The following is a 24,414-nucleotide window of genomic DNA, read 5'->3' on the forward strand; positions in this document are numbered from 1 at the left end:
TGCGATTTATATTTTTATATACTAGAATAGAAAAGCATGGCGGGGTCCTCTAATTTTTGGAGGAAACATGCGTTATAGAGTAATACCAGTATTTTTAATAATGTTTGTTTTGTTGACGGGATGTAGCTTACCAGACCAGGAGATTGAGTTCTCGGACCTGGAAAGCAGTGCTTCTATAAGTTCTGAAGATTTTTCTGTTGAATCGAGCACAATATCCTCTGATAATTCAAATGTAGATACGAATACCATTGATACACTGCAGGATGTATGCGTTTATGTCTGCGGAGCAGTTAATGCTCCTGGAGTATATTCGCTTCCTTCTGATAGCAGAGTTGTTGATGCCATTGAGGCTGCTGGCGGATTTAGCCAGGAAGCAGATACTACATATCTTAATCTGGCAGCATCTATATCGGATGGTATTAAAATAAAAGTTCCCACAGTTTCCGAGGCGTTGCAGGCTGAAGGCGGCGTTGGTAGTGATGAATTCATATCTGGTGGGGATGATAGTAATTATGCTGAAGATAGCAGTAAGAGCGGACTTGTTAATATCAATTCTGCCGGGATAGAAGAACTTAAGACTCTGTCTGGAATTGGAGATGGGCTTGCTCAGAGAATCATAGATTACAGGAACGATAACGGACGATTTAATTCTATTGAAGACATCATGAAGGTTCCTGGCATCAAAGATAAGCTATTTGCGAAAATAAAAGATTATATAACTATTTGAACAGGAATGGTGAGGAAATGTCAAAGAGAGTATTAGTAGTTGATGATGAGAAGGCTATTGTAAAGGGACTTAAGTTCAGTCTTGAACAGGACGATCTTATTGTGGATTGTGCATATGATGGACTTGATGCTGTAGAGAAGGCAAGAGAGACCTTATATGATATTATCCTTCTTGATGTTATGCTTCCAAGACTTTCAGGATTTGAAGTATGTCAGCAGATCAGGGAATTTTCTAATGTTCCTATTATCATGCTTACTGCTAAGGGCGACGACATGGACAAGATCCTTGGTCTCGACTATGGCGCAGATGATTATATGACTAAGCCTTTCAACATCCTTGAGGTTAAGGCTAGAATCAAGGCTATTATCAGAAGAACAACTAAGACTCAGGCTGCTTCAGGTATCATGGAGTTCGGCCGTTTTGTCATTAACTCAGATTATAGAAGAGTATTTATCGATGATAAGGAAATCAATGTTACAGCAAGAGAGTATGAGCTGTTAGAGTTCCTTGTTAACAACGCTGGAAAGGTATATTCAAGAGAAGAGCTTCTTGCAGCTATCTGGAACAGTAAGCATCCAGAGGATCTTAGAACAGTTGATGTTCATGTTAGAAGACTTCGTGAGAAGATTGAAGTGGATCCAAGTCATCCTAAGTATATTAGGACTAAGTGGGGTACAGGTTACTTTTTCCAGGGTTAATATTTAATGGATACTGAACAGATTGGCAGCAGAGCTGCAGATTTCTTTAAACAACTTAAGATAAAAGATATTCTAAAAAGTCTACGGGTGCGCTTCTTTATAATTGTCTTTGTGACAGGTGTGGTTTCATGTCTGGTACTACATACCATGATCCTGGACAGTTATGAAGCGCGTGCCGTCAGTGTCAGATCAACTGAGGTTCAGACTCAGCTTAGAATTCTGGCTAATCACCTTATTATGTACAATTATTTGCAGGATACCTCCTCTGATGTTATTAACGCAGAGCTTGATATGCTTGCTAATCTTTATGATGGTCGTGTAATGGTTATCAATGATGACCTTAAGGTTGTTAAGGATACCTATAACATCAGTCAGGGTAAGACTATCATTTCAGAAGAGGTGGTTAACTGTCTAAAAAAGGGTTCTAAGGGAACAATATCCAAATACGACAATGCCAACGGTTATATAGAGATGATCACACCTATCATTGAAAGCCAGGTGATTGAAGAGGGCGACGTGTCCATCGTTGGCGATTCCAATGAGGTGGTTAGAGGAGTTCTTTTAACCAGTGTATCTACAGATACCATAGAGACAACCCTTAGCGTATTAAGTACCAGGGCCAAGAATATGGAGATGATCATCATTCTTGTTATTCTTGTGTTTGCAGTAGTTGTATCCTATGCGCTTCTTAAGCCCTTCGACAGGATCACAGCAGCCATCAATGACGTTAAGGCTGGATACACAGATCAGCCTATTATTGGACCTAATTACTACGAGACAGAGCAGATCATCAATGCCTTTAACTCTCTTCTTAGAAGGATGAAGGTTCTTGACGATTCAAGACAGGAGTTCGTATCTAACGTCTCCCATGAGCTTAAGACACCTATCACATCCATTAAGGTACTGGCAGATTCCCTTATTACTCAGGAGAATATCCCTGCTGAGGTTTATAAGGACTTCATGACCGACATTGTGGCTGAGATAGATAGAGAGGACAAGATCATCAACGATCTTCTTGCTCTTGTTAAGATGGATAAGAAGGCTTCAGGCCTTAACATTACAAGCGTTGACGTGGTGGCCCTTACTGAGAACGTGCTTAAGCGCCTCCGCCCAATTGCAAGGAAGAAGAATGTGGAGCTTACTCTTGAGAGTAACAGAGCTATAAACGCTGAGATTGATGAGGTTAAGATTTCTCTTGTCATTATGAACCTGGTGGAGAATGCTATTAAGTACAACAAGGACGATGGCTGGGTAAGAGTAGAGCTTGACGCTGATCATCAGTTCTTTACTGTGAAGGTAGCAGATTCCGGAATGGGTATTCCAGAGGAGTCTTTAGACCATATTTATGAGAGATTTTACCGTGTTGATAAGTCCAGATCCAGAGAAATCGGTGGAACAGGACTCGGTCTTTCCATCGCCAGAAACGCTGTAATCATGCATAGAGGGACCATCGAAGCAGAAAGTGTTTTAGGCGAGGGAACAACATTTACCATTAAGATTCCGCTTATGTGTGGCAACACCAAGACTAATTAAGGATTATTATGAAAAATCAAAAGAAGATCATAAGAAATTTAATAGTGATCCTGGGCCTTACCCTTGTTTTAGGCGGGCTTGCTGCCTGTGCCAAGAATAAGAGTCAGTCAGCTAATGCCATTAAGGTATATTACGTCAATGTGGATGAAACAGGTATTATTTCCCAAGACTATGAGCTTAAGGCAGGAAAGGGCAATACCGATGAAGCAATAAGTGAGCTCATCGAAGTCCTTAAGACAATGCCTGACAGACTTGAGTATGAAGCTCCAATTTCCAGTAAGATCGACCTTGTGGGCTATTCAGTAAATGATAACCTGCTTACCCTTAATTTCAACGCTGGCTACAACGACCTTGGAAGAACCATTGAGATCCTGGACAGAGCAGCAATAGTAAGAACCTTTACTCAGCTTGACCATGTGGATTATGTCTCCTTCCAGATCGAGGGAACACCTCTTACAGACCATTCAGGCAGTATCATAGGCAATATGTCCTCTGACACCTTTATCTATAACGTTGGTAACGAGATCAATACCTATGAGAAGGTGGAGCTTAAGCTGTATTTCGCCAACGAGACTGGCGATAAGCTGGTTCCTGTCTATAGATCAGTTGTCTATAACAGTAACATTTCCATGGAGAGACTTGCTATTGAGCAGATCATCAGCGGTCCCAACAATGACATTTCAAGCCCGACCATTTCAAACAGTAGTAAGATCAACAGTATAAGTGTCAAAGACGGCACATGTTACGTGGACTTTGATGCAAGCTTTTTAGAGAATACCAATAACGTCAGCGCTGAGGTAGCTCTTTATTCTATAGTTAACACCGTTACTGAGCTTCCTAACATCAACAAGGTTGTAATGAGCGTCAACGGAGAGCTGACATTTACATATATGGACTATCTCATAAATGGTGCATATGAAAGAAATCTAGATATCATGGAGTAATTATTTTGAAACGACCGTTATGTTATCTTTTTATGATACTGGCGGTGATTGTCTATATTTATCTTGAGATTAGAAGCCCTTATCTGTCAAGGGACCCCTATGGGCACCTTGACGGAAAAGAGCTGACTATAACAGGTAAGATAACGTCCAAGGATTACCACTTGGACTATGAGGGAAATAAAATCTTAGTTCTTTGTCTGATTCCAGATGAAAGAATGTCTGATAATTCTAAGTTTATTCAGTGTTATGTTTCACTCGATAATAACAGCAAAATATCTATTGGTGAGAGAATCATGGTTTCCGGTAAGGTTAAAACCTTTAAATCCCCCACCAATCCAGGTGAATTTGACAGTCGCCTCTATTATTCAACCTTAAAAACCGCATACAGAATGACAAATTGCCAGGTCCTTAAGAAAGCGGGCAGGGAAAACCCATACAGAGAAGGATTGTTCAGGCTTAAGACCCACTTTGAAGGCATTCTTGATAGTTGCCTTTCAGAGAAGGACAGCTCCATAATGAAGGCGGTTTTACTAGGAGATAAAGCCTTCATGGATGATGAGGTAAAAAAGCTATATCAGAACAGCGGTGTAGTCCATATCCTGGCGGTCAGCGGATTGCACATATCTGTAATAGCCTTTGGAATCTACAAGGCCCTTAGAAAGGTCAATCTGCGAAACAGCGTGTGCACAGTTATATCCCTGGCTTTCATCTATTCCTATGGAACCATGTGCGGAATGGGAGTATCTGCCTTTAGGGCAATCCTAATGTTTGGCTTAAGGCTTATAGCGCCGCTCCATAAAAGAACCTACGACATGCTCACAGGTCTTGCCCTGGCTGGAATATTGCTCTTACTGGATCAGCCTCTTCAGATCTACAACAGCGGATTCTTGTTTTCATTTGGTGCCATTGTAGGCATTTCCTTTGTCTATCCAGCTCTTTTCCCAAAGGAGGACATGGGAGATCAAAGGAAAATGGCCTTTGTCCCTGATAAATACGAAAAACTCTGGGGAGAAATAATGGAAAAGCTTAAGAGCAGCATATTTATAGGCCTTTCTATATTCCTTGTGACTCTCCCTGTCTATAGCAGCTTCTACTACAAGTATTCGCTAGGTTCCATGGTGCTTAACCTGATAGTTATTCCGTTGATGACCCCACTACTTGTTCTTGGCATCATATGTCTTCTCCTAGGGTGCATATTCCGTAAGCTTTCCATTATCCCAGCCTTTCTGATTCATCTTATCCTGGTATTTTACAGGCTTCTTTGCAATCTGTCTTTGGAAATCCCTGGTGGAATCTGGCGTTTTGGCCATTCTGCCAAGTGGAAGATGATAATATATCTTGTGTTATTATTTGCAATTCTAAAGCTTGATATGGCGAAATGGCTGAAAACAAGGCGATTAAGAGAGTTTAAACTGGCAATAGCCTTGATTCTTGTGCTTTTTCTGACTTTTAGACCTGGAGAAAAGCTACAGATATCCATGATCGACGTGGGACAGGGAGATGGAATCTACATGGAGATTGGAGGAAAGAGTTATCTCATTGACGGCGGAAGTACCTCCAACAAATCTGTTGGCAAGTATTCTATCATCCCATATCTTAACTACGAAGGAGTAGGTACCATTGAAGCGGTATTCGTAACCCATGAGGATGAAGACCACATTTCAGGCATTTTGGAGCTTATGGATGACATGGAAGAGGGAGGAATCAGGGTAAAAAAGCTATTTCTTCCAGCAGTGCCAGAGAATCAGCAGGAGGAAAACTACAAGAACCTGGAAAAGAGAGCAAGAGAAGTTGGAATCACTGTGGATTATCTTAGCTGTGGTCAGACGCTGGAGCTACATGCATCACCTCTTTTGCCCAATAAGAAAGTCAAACTGGAATGTCTTAATCCAAATAAAAACACTCGTTATGAATCTGCCAACGCTCATTCCATCGTGCTTTTCATGGAGTATGGCAACTTCAAAGCTCTTTTTACAGGAGATCTGGAACAGGAGGGAGAGAGCCACCTGATAAAAGATATAAAGCAGAATCCCGAGAAGTATAGGGAACTGACACTTCTTAAGGTTGCTCACCATGGCTCTAGGGGAGCTACCTCAGAGGAGTTCCTTCGTCTGGTGGACCCAAGAATTGCCCTTATCAGCGTGGGAGATAGGAACAAATATGGACATCCCCACAAAGAGCTCCTTGAAAGACTTGAAGAATCCGGAGCCAGGATTTATAGGACGGATGAATCGGGCATGATATCTATAACTGTAAAGGGAGAAAAAATCTATATAGATGAGTTTTGTAAATAGAAACACAGGCAGAAAAATGGTATATTGGTATAGTAGATTTTTTTGACAGGATTTGGGGACAATAATGGCAATCAAAACCACAGATTTTCCTGCTAAGCAGAAGCAGCTTAACGAGGATATCACTAATCAAAACTTCAAACGTTGCTATCTTATCTATGGGGATGAGGCCTATTTAAGGCTGCAGAACAGGGATAAGCTGGTGAAAGCCCTGGATGGAGGCGGTTCTTCCATGAACTTCTCAAAGTACGAGGGAGATGGCTGTAATCCGGCTGCCATCATAGATATGGCAGAGACCATGCCTTTCTTATCGGACAAAAGAGTTATTCTTGTTGAGAACAGTGGCTTTTTTAAGTCCGGATGTCCTGAGCTGTCAGATTATCTCAAGAGTCCTTCTGAGACCACCTTCTTTATTTTCGTTGAAAAGGAAGTGGACAAAAGAAAAGACATATACAAGGCAGTTACCAAGGTTGGATTCGACATCTGCTGCGAGGAACAGGATGCGGACACTCTAAAGAGATGGGTGGCATCTAAGCTCCGGGCAGAGGGTAAGACGATTTCCCCAAGAGCATTGGCATTTCTCATCGACAGAGTGGGCACCGATATGTCCAACATAAGTACTGAGCTTGAGAAACTTGTGTGCTACTGTATGGACAGGTCTGAGGTTACAGAGGACGACATTGATAAAGTGTGCGCCAACTGGCTCACCAGCCGTATATTTGCTATGACCGATGCCATTGTTGAAAAGAAGCAGAGGACAGCCATAGATCTTTATTATGATCTGCTGGCCCTTAAAGAGCCTCCGGCCAAGATTCTGGCCCTTATTACAAGGCAGTTCAATCTAATGCTTCAGGTCAAGGAAATGGTGGATAATCACAGGGATAAAGCTCAGATAGCCAGCGCCATTAAGCTGGCACCTTTCCTGGTTGGCAAGTATATGAACTGGGCAAGGAATTACACATTTGAGGAACTCCATGAAGCGTTGGAACTTTGCGCATCCAATGATGAGGCGGTTAAGACAGGTAAGCTTGACTATATCATCAGCGTAGAGATAGTTATTATCAAATGTACAGAGAACAAGGTACAAAATAGTTAAAAACTTACTTATATTTAGTGCCTTTTTTGTAACAAAACACATTGACGAACACTATACATAGCGTTATATTTATCTATGTTGTGCTATAAGGAGGTTATTTTGGACAGACCACGACCACAGGAACTTTACAGACATTTTAAAGGCAACTTATATCAGATAGTTACTGTTGCAACCCACTCAGAGACAAGAGAGGAAATGGTAGTGTACCAGGCTCTTTATGGAGACTACAGATGCTACGTAAGACCTCTTGATATGTTTATGTCTGACGTAGACAGGGTTAAATACCCAGACGTTAAGCAGAAGAAACGCTTTGAGAAGATCGATCCTGCTACATTGGCACCGGTTCAGCAGCCAGAAGTTAAGAAAGAGACTACAGAAGCGGAGATGGACAGAGTGGTTAAGCCAAGCATTCATATTGAGACAGGATCAGTTAAGGCCCCAGAAGAGAGACCAGAGAGAACCTCTGTGATCAAGCCACTTGAGCCTACAGAGCCTTCTGAGTATATGAAGAAGACTGTGGATGAAGAGGCAGAAGAGCTTAACCTTGATCCACTAGTTATCCAGTTCATGGATGCAGAGCTTGCTTCAGACAGACTGGGAATTTTGTCTAAATTAAGACCAATAATAACAAATGATATGATTGATATTATGGCCATGTCAGTTGGCGTTGTTATTAACGAAGGCGATGTGTATGACAGATACAATGACCTTCGCACCTGTTTAGCAACAGTTGAAAAATTCGAAAGTAATAGATTGAGGAGTTAAGATAGATGAAGCTATTATCAATTGCAATACCTTGCTACAATTCAGAAGCTTATATGAGCAAATGTATCGATTCTCTGCTTGTTGGTGGAGAAGAGGTAGAGATCCTTATCGTAGATGACGGATCTAAGGATAGAACAGCAGAGATCGCTGATGAGTATGCCAAGAAATATCCTACAATAGTTAAGGCAATCCACAAGCCAAACGGTGGACATGGTTCAGCCGTTAATACAGGTATCGAGAATGCTACAGGTCTTTTCTTTAAGGTTGTAGATTCTGATGACTGGGTTAAGGAAATCGCTTATAGGAAGATTCTTGCAACTCTTTCAGAGCTTGCTGGAGGAGATACTCAGCTTGATCTTCTTATCAGTAACTTTGTTTACAACAAGGTTGGAGAGAAGCGCCATAAGGTTATGCGCTACAACAGAATGTTCCCAGTTGAGAAGCTCTTTACCTGGGAGGATGTAATGAGAACCCCTAAGGGACATTACCTTCTCATGCACTCAGCTATCTACAGAACCAAGCTTCTTAGAGAGTGCGGACTTAAGCTTCCTGAGCACACATTCTATGTAGACAATATTTACGTGTTCAATCCACTTCCATTTGTTAAGAACATGTACTACCTTGATGTTAACTTCTATTACTACTACATTGGTCGTGAGGATCAGTCTGTTAACCAGCAGATCATGCTTTCACGAATCGATCAGCAGATCAGAGTTAACAAACTCATGGTGGACTACTATGTTGAGAATATTGGCATGATCAAGTCTCAGTGCAACAGACATAAGTATATGTTTAACTACCTTGAGATTATCACAGCTATCTCATCAATCCTTTTGATCACTGAGGATACTAAAGAGAATCTTGCCAAGAGAAAAGAGCTTCTTGACTACATCAAGGATAAGAGCTTCTTACTTTACTTAAAGATCAGATATAGCATCGAAGGAACATATATCTACCTTCCTGGAAAGGGCGGAAGAAAGATAACCCTTGCAGGTTACAAGCTCCTTCGTAATATTTTCCATTTTAATTGATATTTTGTTAATAAAGTGGTAATATATACGAAATTGTTGTTTTTTTGTTACGCTTTATGAGGATGATTATGAAAAAGAAATATGAAGAGTGGACAGGAAGGCCATTAACTAAAGATTATGTGGCCGACGTCATCAGGGTTGTTACACCAGCCATTCTGTATCTTGTGGTCTATCTTTACTGGTTCTTTTATATTGAGAACCATAAGTTTGCACACTACACAGTAATTCATACGGTAATAGATGATTTTATTCCATTTTTGGAAGTGTTTATCGTCCCTTACTACATGTGGTTCTTTTATGTAACGATCGTGCTGGCTATAATGTTACTGGCTTTGGATTTATCAGATTTTTATAAGTGCTTTATATTCCTGGCTACAGGTATGACAATTTTCCTTATCATATCTACATTGTGGCCTAATATGCAGAACCTTCGTCCAGCAGTAATGCCTAGGGACAACGTGTTTACGCATATGGTTCTTGCTATTTACAAGACTGATACTTCAGCCAACCTTTGGCCAAGTATCCACGTTTATAATTCAATTGGAATTATGATCGCGATTCAGCACAGCCCTAGATTTAATAAGGTAGCCACATTTATTGGACATATTATTGGAGCTTCAATTATTCTTTCAACTATGTTCGTTAAGCAGCATTCAGTATATGACGTTGCTACAGCATTCATTATGGCAGTTATCTTCTACCTTCTGTATTACAAGACAGATGTGGTGGAGGAGTTCAGCAAGAAGAGAGAAAGAAAGCTGGCCTATCATGTTGATTGATTTATAAGATTTTAAGACTTAGCCGTAATAGCTAAGTCTTTTTTATTTATCAAGCATTGAAATAATCCTCAAAATCAACTAAATTATATATATAAGGTAACGGTATACAGATCAGGAGGAACAGACGTGCTTGATCCTAAATACGTTGTGATCGGAATGGAGTTCTGGGGCAGTTTGTTTGGACTACTGGCTGCCTTCTATCTGTTCGTGGGAAAATCCGCAATCAAGGATAAGTATCGCGCTTTAGCGGAGCTGGAGCTGGTTATTGCTGTGATGCTCTTTTCTGATGCCATAGCCTATATCTTCGACGGCACTCTGTATGATAACTCTTATTCAATTCTTTCCATAAGTAACTACATCTCATTTATCTGTAATGCCATAATGCCAGTATTCGTGACGGCTTATCTGTTCCTGGCCCTTCCTGATGAACAAAGAAATCTTGGAATCATTTATCTTGAGGGCGGAATAGGAACCTTCGCCATCATTTGGCTTAGCATGATGCAGTTTAAGGGCTATATCTTTTCCATCGACACATTGACCAATCTATATGAAAGAGGTCCATTGTTCCCAATCTGGGAAGCCATAATCATGATCGAATGCTTTGTATTCCTCTTTTACACCATATATAAGCATAAATACCTCAATAAAAAGAACATGGTAGTAGTTCTTTTGTTTGCTTTGTTGCCTATGGCAGCTGCAGTGGTACAGGCCTTTGTATATGGATATTCACTATCCAACATGGCTATAATTATCAGTGCCCTGGCGTTGTTTGCTTATTCCCTTGAGGAGAATGCTCAGACACTGTTAAAGCAGCAGTACAAGATCAGTAAGCAAAATGATGAACTGGAAGATATGCAGATGAGAGTTGCATTATCACAGATTAAACCGGCATTTCTTTACGATACCCTAAACGCAGTCTATGACCTTTGTGATGATGATAAGGCAAAAGACCTGGTGAGAAACCTGGCTGAATATCTTAAAAACGATGTGGATTCCATACAATCTGTGGAGCCTATCCCCTTTGAAAAAGAGCTGGCTCATACTAAGATATACCTGAATATCGAGAAGGAAAGATATAAAGACCAGTTCGACGTGGAATATAAGATAGACTACTCTGATTTTACTATTCCAGCCCTTACACTTCAGCCACTGGTTGAAAACGCTGTTAAACACGGCGTAACTAAGATGCCAGAAGGGCAGAAGGGACTTATTACCATACGAACTACTAAGGAATACAGTAACATCGAAATCATGATCAGTGACAATGGCGCTGGCTTTGATATCGACAAGTATAAAGAAAAAGAGAAGGAAAAAGGAGACGGAAAGCTTGTAGGAATCCGAAGCGTTAGAAAGAAACTTGAGCTGATGAAATATGCAACACTTAGCATTAACTCAGCGGTTGGCAGAGGAACCACCTGCGTGATCAATATTCCATCCAAGTAAAAAATAAGCGGCGCCCAATTCAAGATTAGGCGCCGCATTTTATTGTCTAAAAATCATTGCGAAACGAATCAGCACATCATGATAAGCCTTTCCTTAAGGCATTCATAGGTGATGTTATCTGATTTGACGGATACTTCACCATCTGTGTGAACCCAGACAGGCTTTTCTGTCTTGATGGTTACCTTAGGAACAAGATAGTGGTAGATGCCCTTGATCCAATAGTGTTTGCCAAAGAAAGCAAAGGGAAGAGCAGGAAGCATCTTGCCCTTAGGAATATCTCCGGCAGCACAGATATCAAAAAGTCCATCTGTCAGGTCCGCATCAGGAGCGAATTTAAATCCGCCGCCTTCATAGTGATGAACCATGGCTGCTATGAAAATAAAGTGGTCAAAGTGCTGGGATGTGCCATCTTCAAATACAATATCACATGGTATCTTTTCTGCTCCCAAAAGCTGCTTAAGTGCGATGGTTCCGTAGGTGAGCTTACCAAGACCGATCTTATTAAAGAAATTCTTGGTGCCTGAAGAAAGAGCTTCCTCACAAACCGCAGCGTCAAAGCCAATTCCAGAGCTTACATCAAAGAGCCTTGTTGTGGCAACCTTATCCTCGTGAAGCCTTGATAAGGGATCAGTCATGGAGTTGTAGGACAGCTTACCAAGGTCAAGCCTACGTACCTCTTTTCCCTCAAGGATTGTATCAATAAGATCATCAACATTCTTAGGATAGGACAGGTCTCTGGCAAAATCATTGCTGGATCCGATAGGAATGTATCCAAGTAAAAACTTGTCAAAGTCAGTGATACCGTTAATTGCTTCATTAAGCGTTCCATCGCCTCCCATAACAATGAGTTTAATGGGCAATTTCTTTTCATCATTGATCTCAGTGCAAAGCTTCTTGGCAAGCGTGGTGGCGTGCCCAGGGCCATTTGTCATGGCTGCCTTATATTCTAAGTTCTTTTCCTTAAACTTGGATTCCAGTTTATCCCAGATCTCTTTCCCCTTCCCAGAACGGGCTGATGGATTGACTATGCAGTAATACATGTGTGTTCCCCCAACTCTAGTAAAATAATAAAATAGTGAAATTATTATAGCATTTTTTTATAGAGTATGGTACGATATGCGAGATATGACTTTAGCACATTAAATTGTCAAAATGTTTATTCTGGGAGGAGTCAAAATGTATTCATTGGAAGAAGTAAGAAACGTTGATCCGGAGATTGCTTCACTTATCGAAGCAGAGGTTGAGCGTCAGAACAACCACATTGAGCTTATTGCATCAGAGAACTGGACTAGCAAGGCTGTTATGTCTGCTATGGGAAGCCCACTTACAAACAAATATGCAGAAGGTCTTCCTGGAAAAAGATATTACGGCGGATGCCACGTAGTGGATGAAGTAGAGAATATTGCTATAGAAAGAGCTAAGAAGCTCTTTAACTGTGACTATGCCAACGTACAGCCCCATTCAGGAGCTCAGGCTAACCTGGCTGTTCAGTTTGCACTTCTTGAGCCAGGAGATACCATCATGGGTATGAACCTTAATCAGGGTGGTCACCTTACTCATGGAAGCAGTGCTAATATTTCTGGAACATACTTCAAGGTTGTTCCTTATGGTGTTGATGAAAACGGCGTACTTGACTACGACGAGATGTACAGACTTGCAGTAGAGAACAAGCCAAAGCTTATTATTGCCGGCGCTTCTGCTTACTGCAGAACAATAGATTTCAAGAAATTCAGAGAGGCTGCTGATGCCTGCGGAGCGATCCTTATGGTAGACATGGCGCACATTGCCGGTCTCGTGGCTGCAGGGGTTCATCCAAGCCCATTCCCATACGCTGATGTTGTTACAACAACAACTCACAAGACTCTCAGAGGACCAAGAGGAGGACTTATCCTTTGGAACCAGGAGGCTCAGGACAAGTTCAAGTTCAATAAGGCTGTATTCCCAGGAATCCAGGGTGGCCCACTTGAGCATGTTGTGGCAGCTAAGGCTGTTTGCTTTAAGGAAGCTCTTTCTCCAGAGTTTAAGACATATGCTGAGAACATTGTTAAGAACGCCAAGGCTCTTTGCGATGGACTTATGAAAAGAGATATCAAGATCGTATCAGGTGGTACAGACAATCACCTTATGCTGATCGATCTTACTAATTACGATCTTACAGGAAAAGAGGTAGAGGCTTGGCTTGATGATGCACACATCACAGCCAACAAGAACACAATTCCTAATGAGCAGAAGTCACCATTCGTAACCAGCGGTATCCGTCTCGGTACACCAGCCGTAACAACTCGTGGCATGAACGAAGCCGACATGGACAAGATCGCAGAGGCCATCTCCATCGTCATCAAATCCAAGGGCGAAAAGAACGAAGAGGCCAGAGCTATAATTAAGACACTTACAGATAAGTATCCTTTAGTTTAAGATATGAAGGGCCCCAGGCAGCGAATAAGCATGCCTGGGGTTTGTTTGTGAAACGCCATCCGTAAACCAAAATATATTCACCGTCGCTCGTAGTTTTTAGGGTGAAGGTTATATAAGGAGATAGGGTATGAACCCTAAAAACTAAAATCGCTCCTTGTGAATATATTTTGGTTTATGGATGGCGTATTTACGTTAACGAAGAGGCTCGCTTATTCGCTTGCCTGGGGCTATTAATAAAAAAGGATACTTATAGTAACTTACTTTACCAGCTCTGGCATTTCCTTCTTTAGGCCTTTCCCTTGTAAATTTTCAGAAATTTGAACGTTTGTTTTTGGAGTGGGAATGGAACTGTCGATACATTTTCAGAAGGTGAATCATAGATGAAATAAGGGTCTGATTTTTAACAATGTAAATGTACAGAATTGTGTATAATGAATATACAATTATGTTAATTGGCTGAATATAGAACAATTATAAGTGAATAATCAAAATAATGGCATGATATTTCAAAAATGTATTGACAAATTATTTGGGTCGAGTATAATAAAAGCATCAAGAGAAACATTACTTCTCACAACAAGGTAATTGATCGTGAAGTTGATGGGAAAGAAAGGCAGGTACGGACCAAAGGGATACTAAGTCAAAATATTTAAGGAAAGGATGGTAAAGACCACCAGACAATTAAGCTTTAGTTTTAAAATGAATTTTTCTAAGTTTTGTAGGAAGTAACTAACAGCCCTTGAGTACATGAAGAGTGGTAATTGTATATTTCCATCTACAGCCACAGCATATGAATGCAATAGTTAATGGAAAGATGGTGCTGAGAATTCGGAGGACGGTCCATTGGACGCAGAAAATTTTGAATTAGAAGAGTACTCGGTATGATGGGCAGAAGCAGGTAATATGATGAAGCTTCTGCCCTATTATTGTGCATTTTTTTGTGGTAGAATATCTTTATTAACGGGAGAAAACTTTTTGATGGGGAAGATATGAGTAGAATAGACGATTTAGACCTTGACGAGAAACGCTTGGCAAGGAGGCAGAAGCGTAGAAAGAGCCAGATTCAGGCTTTTATAGTATTAGGAGTATGTGTTCTTTTGATAGCAGGTGTTATTGGAACCGGAATACATTTCCTTAAGGAATTCATTAACGACAGAGCAGCAAGGAAGGCTGAAGAACAGGCAGCAAGTATTCAGGCATCGCTGGAGGCTCAGAACACAGTCATCGAGACACCCGAGGAAAATGAAGAGGTGCAGGAGATGAGCCAGACAGATCTTTTGGATGAGATAGTTAGTACCTGCATCAGCGAGATGCCCCTGGAGGATAAGGTTGCAGGTTTGTTTATAATAACTCCTGAGCAGCTTACAGGAGTGGACACAGCTGTTAAGGCTGGAAGCGGCACACAGTCAGCTCTGACAACATATGCTGTTGGCGGAATAGTATATTCAGGCAAGAATATCAAGTCAGAGGATCAGATAACAGATATGCTTGGCACCACAGCTTCCATGAGTAAATATCCTATATTTACCGTGGTTTCTGAGGATGGAAGTGATAGAGGAGCCATTACATCATCTATAGGCCTTGAGGGAATCGGTCCTATGACAGATCCTGATTTGGCAACATCAGCTGCGCAGGCCATTGGCAATACACTTTTCCAGTACAAGTTCAACTTTAACATTGCTCCACTTACAGATCTTTCTGAGAGCTCACCCTTTGGAACTGATCCAGAGGCAGCCAGAGGAACCATGGCAAGCTTTGTGACAGGAATGGAAGAGTCCGGAATCACCACATGTATGAGTATGTTCCCTGCAAGCCTTGATACCAAGGCAGGAATGGCAGTGGATGATAGAAGCGCTGAGGACCTTCAGGCGCAGTGCTACGGCATGTTTACAGATGCAATTGCAACAGGCCATCTCAATGCAGTTATGGTCAGCAATGGTTCTTTTCCATCTATAGCATCTGACAATACGCCAGCATCGCTTTCCAAGGAAGTTATTGAGGGCCAGCTTAGAGGCGACCTTGGATTTGGAGGCATTGTAATTACAGCACCACTTAATGAAGGGGCCATCACTGAGTATTACACATCAGAACAGGCCGTAGTTGAGGCTATCAAGGCAGGAGCAGACATGCTCTATTTGCCAGAGGACTTTGAGGCAGCCTACCAGGGCCTTTTAGAGGCAGTTCAGTCAGGTAAGATCTCAGAAGAGAGAATCGATGAGTCCTTAGCCCGTATTTACCGAGTTAAGTACGCTGACAGAGTGGATCAGATCACAGAAGGTAACTGATGATTGGATATCTTTTGACACAACATATAACGTAACTCAAATAACACATAATAAAAGTCATAGCCCACACGAGCTATGACTTTTTTTATGATAATAGGAAATTTCTCCGAAATTCCTATATCATAAAAAACGCTCCGCTATGGATGCGCACTCGCGCGATAGGTAAATGTTGCATAAATGCAACCGCGCTCGGCGCGAGCATGTTGCAAGCAACATGCTATCTTATATCCATATTAAATCTCTTTTACCAAGCACAAAGGCTTAATCTCTTGGCCTAAGATAGAAGTTACCCATCATTTCCTCAGTCTGAATAGAGTTAACGAAGGCCTTTGGATCAATCTCTTTAATTGCCGGGATCAGCTTACGTGTATCAGATGCGCTTACGATGGAGTACACGATCATCTTGTTGTTGTGTTCAAAAGAGCCTTCTCCATTTATGAGAGTAGCGCCGTGATTACACATAGAATATATCAGGCTGCAGACCTCCGATGGCTTATCCGTAACAATAAAGAGAGTTCTCTTTTGATAAGTCCTGTAAAGAGTGTGCAGAGCCTGGGTTGAAACGAACTGGAAAATAATTGAGTAAAGAGCCTTGTCCCAACCAAACAAATAGCCAGCCACCAGCAAAAGAACTGTATTTCCAAGAAGGATAATTGGGAAAGCATCGATACCTTTCTTCTGGGAGAGGAAGATGGAAATGAAGTCCGTTCCTCCACTTGTGGCGTCAACCTTAAGGCACATTGTAATGGCTACAGCATTGATAAGGCCGCCAAATACTGCGATTAATAACGGATCATTTGTTATTGTAACGCTTGGGATAAGGTCAACGAAAATACCGTTGGCAAACACCATTATCATGGAAAAAAGTGTGAATCGCTTACCGATATATTTGTAACCGATATAGATTGGAACTGCATTTAGGATAACGTTGATAGGCGTATAGTAGACTTTGATTCCAAGATAGGTTTCAAAAATACGCTGAATGATGATGGTCAGACCTGTGGCGCCGCCTGGATACAGCTCGCCTGCGGATACGAAGGTCTTGATGTTAGAAGCCATCACGAAAGCTGCCATAAGAACCACCGTAAGCCTTACGAGATCCCATCGCAATACTTTAACTAATTTCTTTTGCCTTTCTGACATAAAAATCCCCTGTTAACATATACTCTGTGGTTTACATACACACATAATCAGTATACAACATAACTTAAAGAAATAGTATTGCCAAAATGCCCCGAAACTAATAAAATATTGCCCGTATAATTATATGGAGGACTAATTTTGGTACCAGGATTATTAAAATATATAATTTGGGGCATAATAACCCTTATAATACTGATTCTTTCCATCAAGATGGCTTATCACTGCAAGAAGAGGAACTATAGCGCTCTTCTTATTATTGTTGCCTGCATTGGAGCCTTTTCTCTTGGTGGTTTCATTGCAACTACAGTTAGCGGAGTGATACACTACAGGACTGTTACTGAGTATATCAACAGCCACAAGTCTGCAGATGGCGAGGCTTTAGAGTCAGACCAGGAAGAGGACGTGGTCCTGTCAGATGGCACCTCTGAGTTAAAAGAGCTAGAGTCTGGAGCCGCAGCTTCTAATAGTGAGGAAGACCAGACAGATGAGTCCGCAACTGCTACTTCAGATGTCTTTGCAGCGGCTGAGGAAACAGAGGATCAGTCTGGAATCGTAGACACCATCAGCAGTGGCACAAACGGCTACGTGTTTCCTACCATGAGTGGCAACACCTACACCAGCAGCGTACTTGGCATTAAGTATACCAAGGGCTCTGACTGGAAGTTTGCCGATGAGCAGGGCCTTGCAAGCCACGACGGAGTTACATCCGATAACTTCTTTGAGAACCTCTACACAGACATCATGAACAATAACAGCTACAGATCAGAGATGTTTGCTGAGTCCAACGATGGCTACAAGACCGTTGGCGTTTCTGTAGTTTATTACGGTAAGGACACGGGTCTTTCTGAGAAGCTTGATAAGATGGTGGCAGAGTCTGGATTTGAAGATGAATCCCTTGTAGCTCAGAAGTACGGCGGAACTAAGGCCGAGACCTCAATTGAGACCACAACCTTTAAAGGCAACGAAGCCCGCAAGGTTACTCTTAAAGTGGACTACGAAAACGGAGCAGTTCTTTACTCTGACGTTTACATCTTTGGACACAACGGATTTATCGGAATCCTTACTATCAACAGCGTTAACGAGGATACATCCTCAATGTACAGCGCCTTTAATTAAAACATAACGCTATCATCAGTACTTGCTGGTGATAGCGTTTTCTTTTTACATTATTCGGTATTGTCTTGGGCTCATGCCAAAGCTTCGCCTAAAGAGACGGTGGAAGAAGCTGGTGTTGTCATAGCCTATCATCACGGAGATGTCAGCCACGGGAATATCGGTGTTTTTTAGAAGCTCACAGGCCTTTGTGAGCTTTTTATTTTGCAATAATTCCTTGAAGGTACTGCCGGTGTTTTTCTTGATCATGCGGCTTAGGGTGTATTCATTTTCCTTCTGATCACGGGCAAAGGCCGACAGGGTAGCATCCTGGAAGTGCTCGTCAATGTATCTTAGTAGGGCAAACATAACCTCCTGCTCGTAGGAACGCCTTGAAACCCTGATGGCGTCAGTGTGCTCAAGGAGATTAAGGAAAAGAAGTCCCATGGTCACCTGATTGATCATTCTGCCGCCCTCGTTATCTGAGAGCATGTTCCAAATGAGATTCTCCATAATGTTCTGGATCTGTGGAACTTCGGAAACCTTGAAATACAGGAAGTTACCGTCGATATCCTTGGAAGTTAAGCAGCTTACCAGGAAATCCTTAAGGGCACTGTCATTTTCCTTCATCATGGAAAAGGCTGTATCAAAGAAGGCCGGCAGAATCATGAAATTCACCGCAATATCTCTTTCACTGGCAGGCAGAATCTCCTGTTTGGCGTGCTGATTAAGGAATAAAAGATCTCCCTCCTTCAGCGTGATCCTCTGCCCATCCACGATGTGGGTGGTCTCTCCCTGGCACATGTAGATAAACTCCACGTAGTTGTGGGTGTGGAGAGGGAAGTGCACGAAACGCACGTGAGGACGCATATCGATGAGCTTGCCGTCCTGAAGGACTCTGGCAGCATCAATCTCATCCTCAGAGGATTTAGCTCTTTTGCCGGAGGGGCTGTCGCTGTAGTAAAGGGCTCTGTTGATCCGCTCTTCACCAGCAAGAATGGCCCTTTCCTCATCTGTAATTGTTCCAAGTATCTCAATTAGTCGTTTATCCATATATCCAAGTCTACAATCATCAGGTTCTAATTGCAAGAAAGGACGTAAAATTTGTTCACAACCGACCTTAAGATTTAGAAGTGAAGACTTTAATATAGAACTATAAACAAAGGATTAGCTCTTTTTACAAAAAGAGCTGTCTCTGTATCAAAGGACACAAATGTAAGGAATATAAAAACACATAAACGTTTTGGAAAGGGGATTACAATGACAGTAAAAGAAAGATACAAAGACGCAAAAGCGCGCTATGCCAAGGTTGGAGTGGACACAGATAAGGCCCTTGAGGCTCTTTCTAAGATCAAGCTCTCAATGCACTGCTGGCAGGGAGATGACGTTATCGGCTTTGACCAGAAGGGACCTCTCACAGGAGGCATCCAGACCACAGGTAACTACCCATACAAGGCCACAACTCCAGAGGAGCTCATGGCTGACATGGATAAGACTTTTAGCTACGTGCCAGGTAAGCACAAGATCAACCTCCACGCTTCATATGCAATCTTTGAAGACGGCGAGTGGGCTGACAGAGATGCTTTAGAGCCTAAGCACTTTAAGAAATGGGCTGAGTTTGCCAAGGAGAGAGGCTTGGGTGTTGACTTTAACCCTACATATTTCAGCCATCCTAAGTCAGAGGTGGCAACACTTTCATCAGCAGACGAGGACATCAGGCAGTTCTGGATCAGACACGGCCAGGCCTGCATCAGGATTTCTGAGTACTTCGCTGAACAGACAGGACAGACCTGTATGATGAACATCTGGATTCCTGACGGACTTAAGGACATTCCAGGGGACAGAAAGGCCCCTCGCGCAAGACTTAAGGATTCTCTTGATCAGATTCTTTCTATTGATTACGACAAGACTAAGGTAGCAGTTGCCGTTGAATCCAAGGTTTTTGGAATCGGCGCTGAGAGCTATACAGTTGGAAGCCACGAGTTCTACATGAACTACGCTGCCAAGAACGACGTAATGTGCCTTATCGACACAGGCCACTTCCACCCAACAGAGAACGTTGCTGATAAGCTTTCTTCAATGCTCCTGTTCTATGATAAGATGGCCCTTCACGTTTCACGCCCTGTCCGCTGGGATTCTGACCACGTTGTTATCTTCAATGATGATGCAAAAGATCTGGCTCAGGAGATCGTAAGAAACGGCGCCGACAGATTCTACATCGGCATGGACTACTTTGACGCCAGCATCAACAGAATCTCTGCCTGGACCAACGGTATGAGGAACTTCCTCAAAGCCCTTATGTATGCTGAGCTGCAGCCAATGGACAAGCTGACTGCCCTTCAGGATTCCTGCAACTTTACAGAGCTTATGAGCCTTAACGAGCAGCTTAAGATGATGCCATTCGGAGATGTTTGGGATTACTACTGCGAGAAGAACGGCGTAGCCCTTGAAGGCGACTGGTTCGCAGACTGTGCAAAGTACGAGAAGGAAGTACTGTCCAAGCGAGGCTGAGGCACAGAAGAGAATGATAGGACAAAAGAACTATCATATCAGAAATACATTACGTATATTCGGCGACATAGAATGATATGGAGCCGTACATAAAGGAGATTGACATGAAAGTACTAGATTCAAAATTTGCTAAGGGATTCTGCCGTCTGTGTGTTGATGGCTTCTACCAGGGATGGCACGAGAGAAATGGCGGAAACCTCAGCTATAGAGTTAAACCAGAAGAGATTGAAGAAGTAAAGGAAGAGCTTGATGAATCCGGAGAGTGGAAGGAAATCGGCACCACCGTTAAGGACCTTGCCGGCGAATACTTCATGGTAACCGGCTCAGGCAAATACTTTAGAAATGTAGAGATTGATCCAGCTGCCAACATCTGCCTTATCAAGGTGGATGAAGCCGGCGAGAAATATAAGATCGTCTGGGGCCTTGTGGAGGGCGGAAGACCAACATCAGAGCTTCCATCCCACCTTATGAATCTTGAAGTTTGTAAAAAGAGAGATCCCCAGATCCGCGTGGTTTATCACTGCCACCCAGCTAACACCATCGCACTTACCTTCGTGCTTCCTCTTGAATCAGAAGTGTTCACAAGAGAAATCTGGGAGATGGCTACAGAGTGCCCAATCGTATTCCCAGAGGGCATCGGCATTGTGCCTTGGATGGTTCCTGGCGGAAGAGAGATCGCCGTTGCAACTTCAGAGATCATGAAGAGACAGGACGTTGCTATCTGGGCTCACCACGGCATGTTCGCCTGCGGAACAGACTTTGACATCACCTTTGGCCTTATGCACACAGTTGAAAAGGCCGCAGAAATCCTGGTTAAGGTAATGTCCATGACTAATCAGAAAAGACAGACCATTGAGCCAGCTGACTTTAGAGCCCTTAATGAACCTTTCGGCGTTCATATCAGCGAGGACTTCCTCTATGACAAAAAGAGCCGCATCATCGGTGAGAAGTGATATCAGTCAAACAGTAAACTAATGTATATGGGGAAAACTACTATGAAATATTACTTGGCAGTGGATATAGGTGCTTCTTCCGGCCGCCACATCTTAGCTCACCTTGAGGAGGGCCGGATCGTTCTGGAAGAAGTCTACCGCTTTTATAATGGCATGGATGACAGAAACGGCCACAAAGTCTGGGATACAGAAAGGCTCTTTTCCGAAATCCTTGCCGGCATGAAGAAATGCAAAGAACTGGGCAAAATCCCAGAAACCATGGGCATCGACACCTGGGGAGTTGACTATGTGCTCCTTGATAAGGATGACAAGCTCCTTGGTGACTGCATTGCCTACCGCGATGACAGAACAAAGGGCATGGACACTGAGGTTTACAAGATCATCTCTGAGGAAGCCCTCTATGAGAGGACCGGAATCCAGAAGGCAATCTTTAACACCATCTATCAGCTCATGTCCACCAAGAAGCGTAACCCTGAGAAGCTCTCAAATGCCAGGACCCTTCTAATGATCCCGGATTACATGAATTTCCTTCTTACAGGAGTCCGCAAGCAGGAGTACACCAACGCCACGACCACTGGCCTTGTGGACGCTAGAACAGGAGAGTGGGACCATGAGCTCATCAGCATGTTGGGCTACCCTGACGAACTCTTCGGAGAGCTGTCTATGCCAGGAACAGTCCTTGGTCCTGTAAAAAGAGCTATCGAAGAACAGGTAGGCTTTAGCTGCAGCGTAGTTCTTCCAGCTACCCACGACACAGGCTCAGCCGTAATGAGCGTTCCCTGCACAGAGGAGAACACTTTATACATTTCCTCCGGCACCTGGTCCCTTATGGGATGCGAACTCTCACAGGCTAACTGCAGCACCAAAGCCCGTGAAGCCAACTTCACCAACGAAGGCGGCTACGACCATAGATACCGCTTCCTTAAGAACATCATGGGCCTTTGGATGATCCAGTCTGTGAAGAAGGAGTTGGAAGAGGGCTTTGAATATGCTGGAAAGACTACAGAAGATGACTACTCATTTGCAAACCTCTGCGACAGAGCAGCCAAGGAGACCATTGATTCCATCGTTCCAGCTAACGATGAGAGATTCCTTAATCCTTCATCAATGATAAAAGAAATCCAGAAGACCTGCGAAGAATCTGGACAGCAGATTCCACAATCTCCATGGGAACTTGCACGTGTAATCTACAGAAGCCTTGCGGTATGCTACAAAGAAGCCACAGATGAGATCGAAACCATTACTGGTAAGCACTTTGACTCAGTCAACATCGTTGGCGGCGGCTCAAATGCAGAATACCTCAACAAACTCACAGCTAAAGAGACAGGTAGACCTGTCAACGCCGGCCCATCTGAAGCAACCGCCATCGGCAACATCGGCGCCCAAATGCTTGCTGGCGGTGACTTTGAGACCCTCAACGACTTCAGAAGAGCAGTATATGAATCCTTTGGAGTTAAGAAATACAGTGAATAAAAAAATCCCCCAGAGATTACTCTCTGGGGGATTTATCATTTCCAAATGTGCAGTTTCAATTACTGCTGCAATACCATGATTGACTCATCTCCATTAGCTACTGAGATAAGATCAAACATTTCAAGTCCATCTACGTAGTAGTAAGCACCAACGAACAGTACATCGTGACCGATTGAATATGATCCATCGCTGCTATCCTCTGGGTTAGGGAATACAACTACAACATAGTGCTCGTAACCTTCCTGCTGCTGAAGAGCCTTGTCGATAGTATCCTGATCTGAAAGTGAAAGACCAGAAGACTCAAGCTCGTTGCAAACATAGCGCTTTGCTTCGTCATCAAGGAGTACTACATAATCTGAGTACCAAACTGAACCATCGTCATAAAGGTATGCATAATCTGAATTTGAGAAGTGCCAGTATGAATCATAGTCAAGATCCTGAGCCTCTGCATCGAACTCATATGCATAGTAACCTGACATATCTACGCAGCTGTAAGATGTGTCTGAACCGCCGTTGTTGTTGTCTGAGCCGCCGCCCCAGCCAAAGTCATCGCCGTCGTAGTCATCGTCTTCATCGTCGTCTTTATCTTTGTCTTTGTCCTTATCCTTGTCTTTGTCTTTATCCTTATCTTTATCTTTGTCTTTATCTTTATCTTTGTTCTTCTTTTTCTTCTTCTTGTCTTTTCCGTCGTCGTCTTCGTCGTCGTCTTCGTCGTCGTCCTCGTCGTCGTCCTCGTCGTCTTCTTCGTCGTCCTCGTCGTCGTCCTCGTCGTCTTTATCCTTGTCTTTGTCTTTATCTTTATCCTTCTTGTTTTCCTTCTCTTCATCTTCAGTTGAAGCAACTGCTGCGCCATTCTCATTTTCCTGAGCTCTTGCGCTTGGTCCGAAGCAGAAAACTATAGCAATGATAATTGCAAGGAATGCAACTAAAGCACCGCCGATACCAGCGATAAGTCCGATATTCTTCTTAGGAGGCTCCTGGTTACCATATCCACCACCGAAGCCATTTGAATTGTTAAGACGCATCTGTGGGTTGTATCCACCATTGTTCATCTGTGGACCACGGAACTGATTATAATTTGGATTAGGTCTCTGACCTGGAAACTGCTGATTGAAATTGTTATTGCCCTGATTATTAAACTGATTATTATAATTCATACCATTTCTCCCTAAAAATCATTTGTGTTATTTGCTGTTCTACCATATACACAAATGGGGTGGCAGATATGTTGCAAA

Annotated in this window: 20 protein-coding genes; 16 read left to right on the forward strand and 4 right to left on the reverse strand. The window is 42.7% G+C overall.

Annotation, left to right across the window (positions count from 1 at the left end):
- Positions 1–67 precede the first annotated feature (67 nt).
- From T541_RS18865 to T541_RS0105190, 10 genes are all read left to right on the forward strand, one after another.
- On the forward strand, positions 68–727 hold the full coding sequence (locus tag T541_RS18865) for a helix-hairpin-helix domain-containing protein (protein WP_051538099.1): 660 nt from the start codon (positions 68–70) through the stop codon (positions 725–727).
- A gap of 17 nt (positions 728–744) precedes the next feature.
- Positions 745–1,425 carry a response regulator transcription factor gene (locus T541_RS0105150; protein ID WP_026651682.1) on the forward strand — a complete coding sequence of 227 codons (681 nt, stop codon included), beginning with the start codon at positions 745–747 and terminating at the stop codon, positions 1,423–1,425.
- 6 nt (positions 1,426–1,431) lie between these two features.
- Positions 1,432–2,958, forward strand: coding sequence for a sensor histidine kinase (locus T541_RS0105155; protein ID WP_034466142.1), 1,527 nt, complete (start codon positions 1,432–1,434; stop codon positions 2,956–2,958).
- An 8-nt stretch (positions 2,959–2,966) separates the two neighbouring features.
- Positions 2,967–3,902 (forward strand): GerMN domain-containing protein, encoded by a 936-nt coding sequence (locus T541_RS0105160; protein WP_026651684.1) that lies wholly within the window; start codon positions 2,967–2,969, stop codon positions 3,900–3,902.
- 5 nt (positions 3,903–3,907) lie between these two features.
- Positions 3,908–6,196: a DNA internalization-related competence protein ComEC/Rec2 gene (locus T541_RS0105165; protein WP_155839464.1), complete on the forward strand. Its 2,289-nt coding sequence runs from the start codon at positions 3,908–3,910 to the stop codon at positions 6,194–6,196.
- A gap of 64 nt (positions 6,197–6,260) precedes the next feature.
- On the forward strand, positions 6,261–7,289 hold the full coding sequence (gene holA, locus T541_RS0105170) for a DNA polymerase III subunit delta (RefSeq protein ID WP_051538100.1): 1,029 nt from the start codon (positions 6,261–6,263) through the stop codon (positions 7,287–7,289).
- Between the two features lie 75 nt (positions 7,290–7,364).
- Entirely contained in the window at positions 7,365–8,054 is a 690-nt protein-coding gene (locus T541_RS0105175) for a DUF1653 domain-containing protein (protein ID WP_034466146.1), read from the forward strand.
- 5 nt (positions 8,055–8,059) lie between these two features.
- Positions 8,060–9,085: a glycosyltransferase family 2 protein gene (locus T541_RS0105180; RefSeq protein WP_026651688.1), complete on the forward strand. Its 1,026-nt coding sequence runs from the start codon at positions 8,060–8,062 to the stop codon at positions 9,083–9,085.
- A gap of 68 nt (positions 9,086–9,153) precedes the next feature.
- Positions 9,154–9,864, forward strand: a complete 711-nt coding sequence (locus T541_RS0105185) for a phosphatase PAP2 family protein (protein ID WP_051538102.1) — start codon at positions 9,154–9,156, stop codon at positions 9,862–9,864.
- Positions 9,865–9,990: 126 nt separating this feature from the next.
- Positions 9,991–11,307 carry a sensor histidine kinase gene (locus T541_RS0105190; RefSeq protein WP_026651690.1) on the forward strand — a complete coding sequence of 439 codons (1,317 nt, stop codon included), beginning with the start codon at positions 9,991–9,993 and terminating at the stop codon, positions 11,305–11,307.
- A gap of 68 nt (positions 11,308–11,375) precedes the next feature.
- On the opposite strand, the gene T541_RS0105195 is transcribed toward T541_RS0105190, so the two are convergent.
- The gene (locus T541_RS0105195) at positions 11,376–12,347 is read right to left on the reverse strand and encodes a diacylglycerol/lipid kinase family protein (RefSeq protein WP_026651691.1); all 972 of its coding nucleotides are present in this window, start codon (positions 12,345–12,347) and stop codon (positions 11,376–11,378) included.
- 136 nt (positions 12,348–12,483) lie between these two features.
- On the opposite strand from T541_RS0105195, the gene glyA reads away from it, so the two are divergent.
- Entirely contained in the window at positions 12,484–13,722 is a 1,239-nt protein-coding gene (gene glyA, locus T541_RS0105200) for a serine hydroxymethyltransferase (protein WP_026651692.1), read from the forward strand.
- 989 nt (positions 13,723–14,711) lie between these two features.
- Positions 14,712–16,007: a glycoside hydrolase family 3 N-terminal domain-containing protein gene (locus tag T541_RS18870; protein WP_034466149.1), complete on the forward strand. Its 1,296-nt coding sequence runs from the start codon at positions 14,712–14,714 to the stop codon at positions 16,005–16,007.
- A 261-nt stretch (positions 16,008–16,268) separates the two neighbouring features.
- Here the strand turns inward: T541_RS18870 and T541_RS0105210 are convergent, their stop codons facing one another.
- Positions 16,269–17,150 (reverse strand): YitT family protein, encoded by an 882-nt coding sequence (locus T541_RS0105210; protein ID WP_026651693.1) that lies wholly within the window; start codon positions 17,148–17,150, stop codon positions 16,269–16,271.
- A 138-nt stretch (positions 17,151–17,288) separates the two neighbouring features.
- Here T541_RS0105210 and T541_RS0105215 point away from each other — a divergent pair, with 138 nt between their 5' ends.
- Complete coding sequence (locus tag T541_RS0105215; protein ID WP_026651695.1) at positions 17,289–18,266, forward strand: hypothetical protein; 978 nt, start codon at positions 17,289–17,291, stop codon at positions 18,264–18,266.
- A 45-nt stretch (positions 18,267–18,311) separates the two neighbouring features.
- Here T541_RS0105215 and T541_RS0105220 read toward each other — a convergent pair whose 3' ends face one another.
- Entirely contained in the window at positions 18,312–19,295 is a 984-nt protein-coding gene (locus T541_RS0105220) for an AraC family transcriptional regulator (RefSeq protein WP_026651696.1), read from the reverse strand.
- A gap of 207 nt (positions 19,296–19,502) precedes the next feature.
- On the opposite strand from T541_RS0105220, the gene T541_RS0105225 reads away from it, so the two are divergent.
- The 3 genes from T541_RS0105225 (at position 19,503) to rhaB (ending at position 23,179) form a co-directional block, all read left to right on the forward strand.
- Positions 19,503–20,753, forward strand: a complete 1,251-nt coding sequence (locus tag T541_RS0105225) for an L-rhamnose isomerase (RefSeq protein ID WP_026651697.1) — start codon at positions 19,503–19,505, stop codon at positions 20,751–20,753.
- Between the two features lie 104 nt (positions 20,754–20,857).
- On the forward strand, positions 20,858–21,706 hold the full coding sequence (rhaD, locus tag T541_RS0105230) for a rhamnulose-1-phosphate aldolase (RefSeq protein ID WP_034466153.1): 849 nt from the start codon (positions 20,858–20,860) through the stop codon (positions 21,704–21,706).
- A gap of 42 nt (positions 21,707–21,748) precedes the next feature.
- A complete protein-coding gene (gene rhaB / locus T541_RS0105235; protein WP_034466156.1) occupies positions 21,749–23,179 on the forward strand; it encodes a rhamnulokinase in 1,431 nt (476 codons plus the stop codon).
- A gap of 59 nt (positions 23,180–23,238) precedes the next feature.
- Here rhaB and T541_RS20555 read toward each other — a convergent pair whose 3' ends face one another.
- Positions 23,239–24,336, reverse strand: coding sequence for a hypothetical protein (locus T541_RS20555; RefSeq protein WP_051538103.1), 1,098 nt, complete (start codon positions 24,334–24,336; stop codon positions 23,239–23,241).
- Positions 24,337–24,414: the final 78 nt, after the last annotated feature.

Origin of the sequence: Butyrivibrio proteoclasticus P6B7 (assembly GCF_000622085.1) — a bacterium.
GTDB classification, from domain to species: domain Bacteria; phylum Bacillota; class Clostridia; order Lachnospirales; family Lachnospiraceae; genus Butyrivibrio; species Butyrivibrio proteoclasticus_A.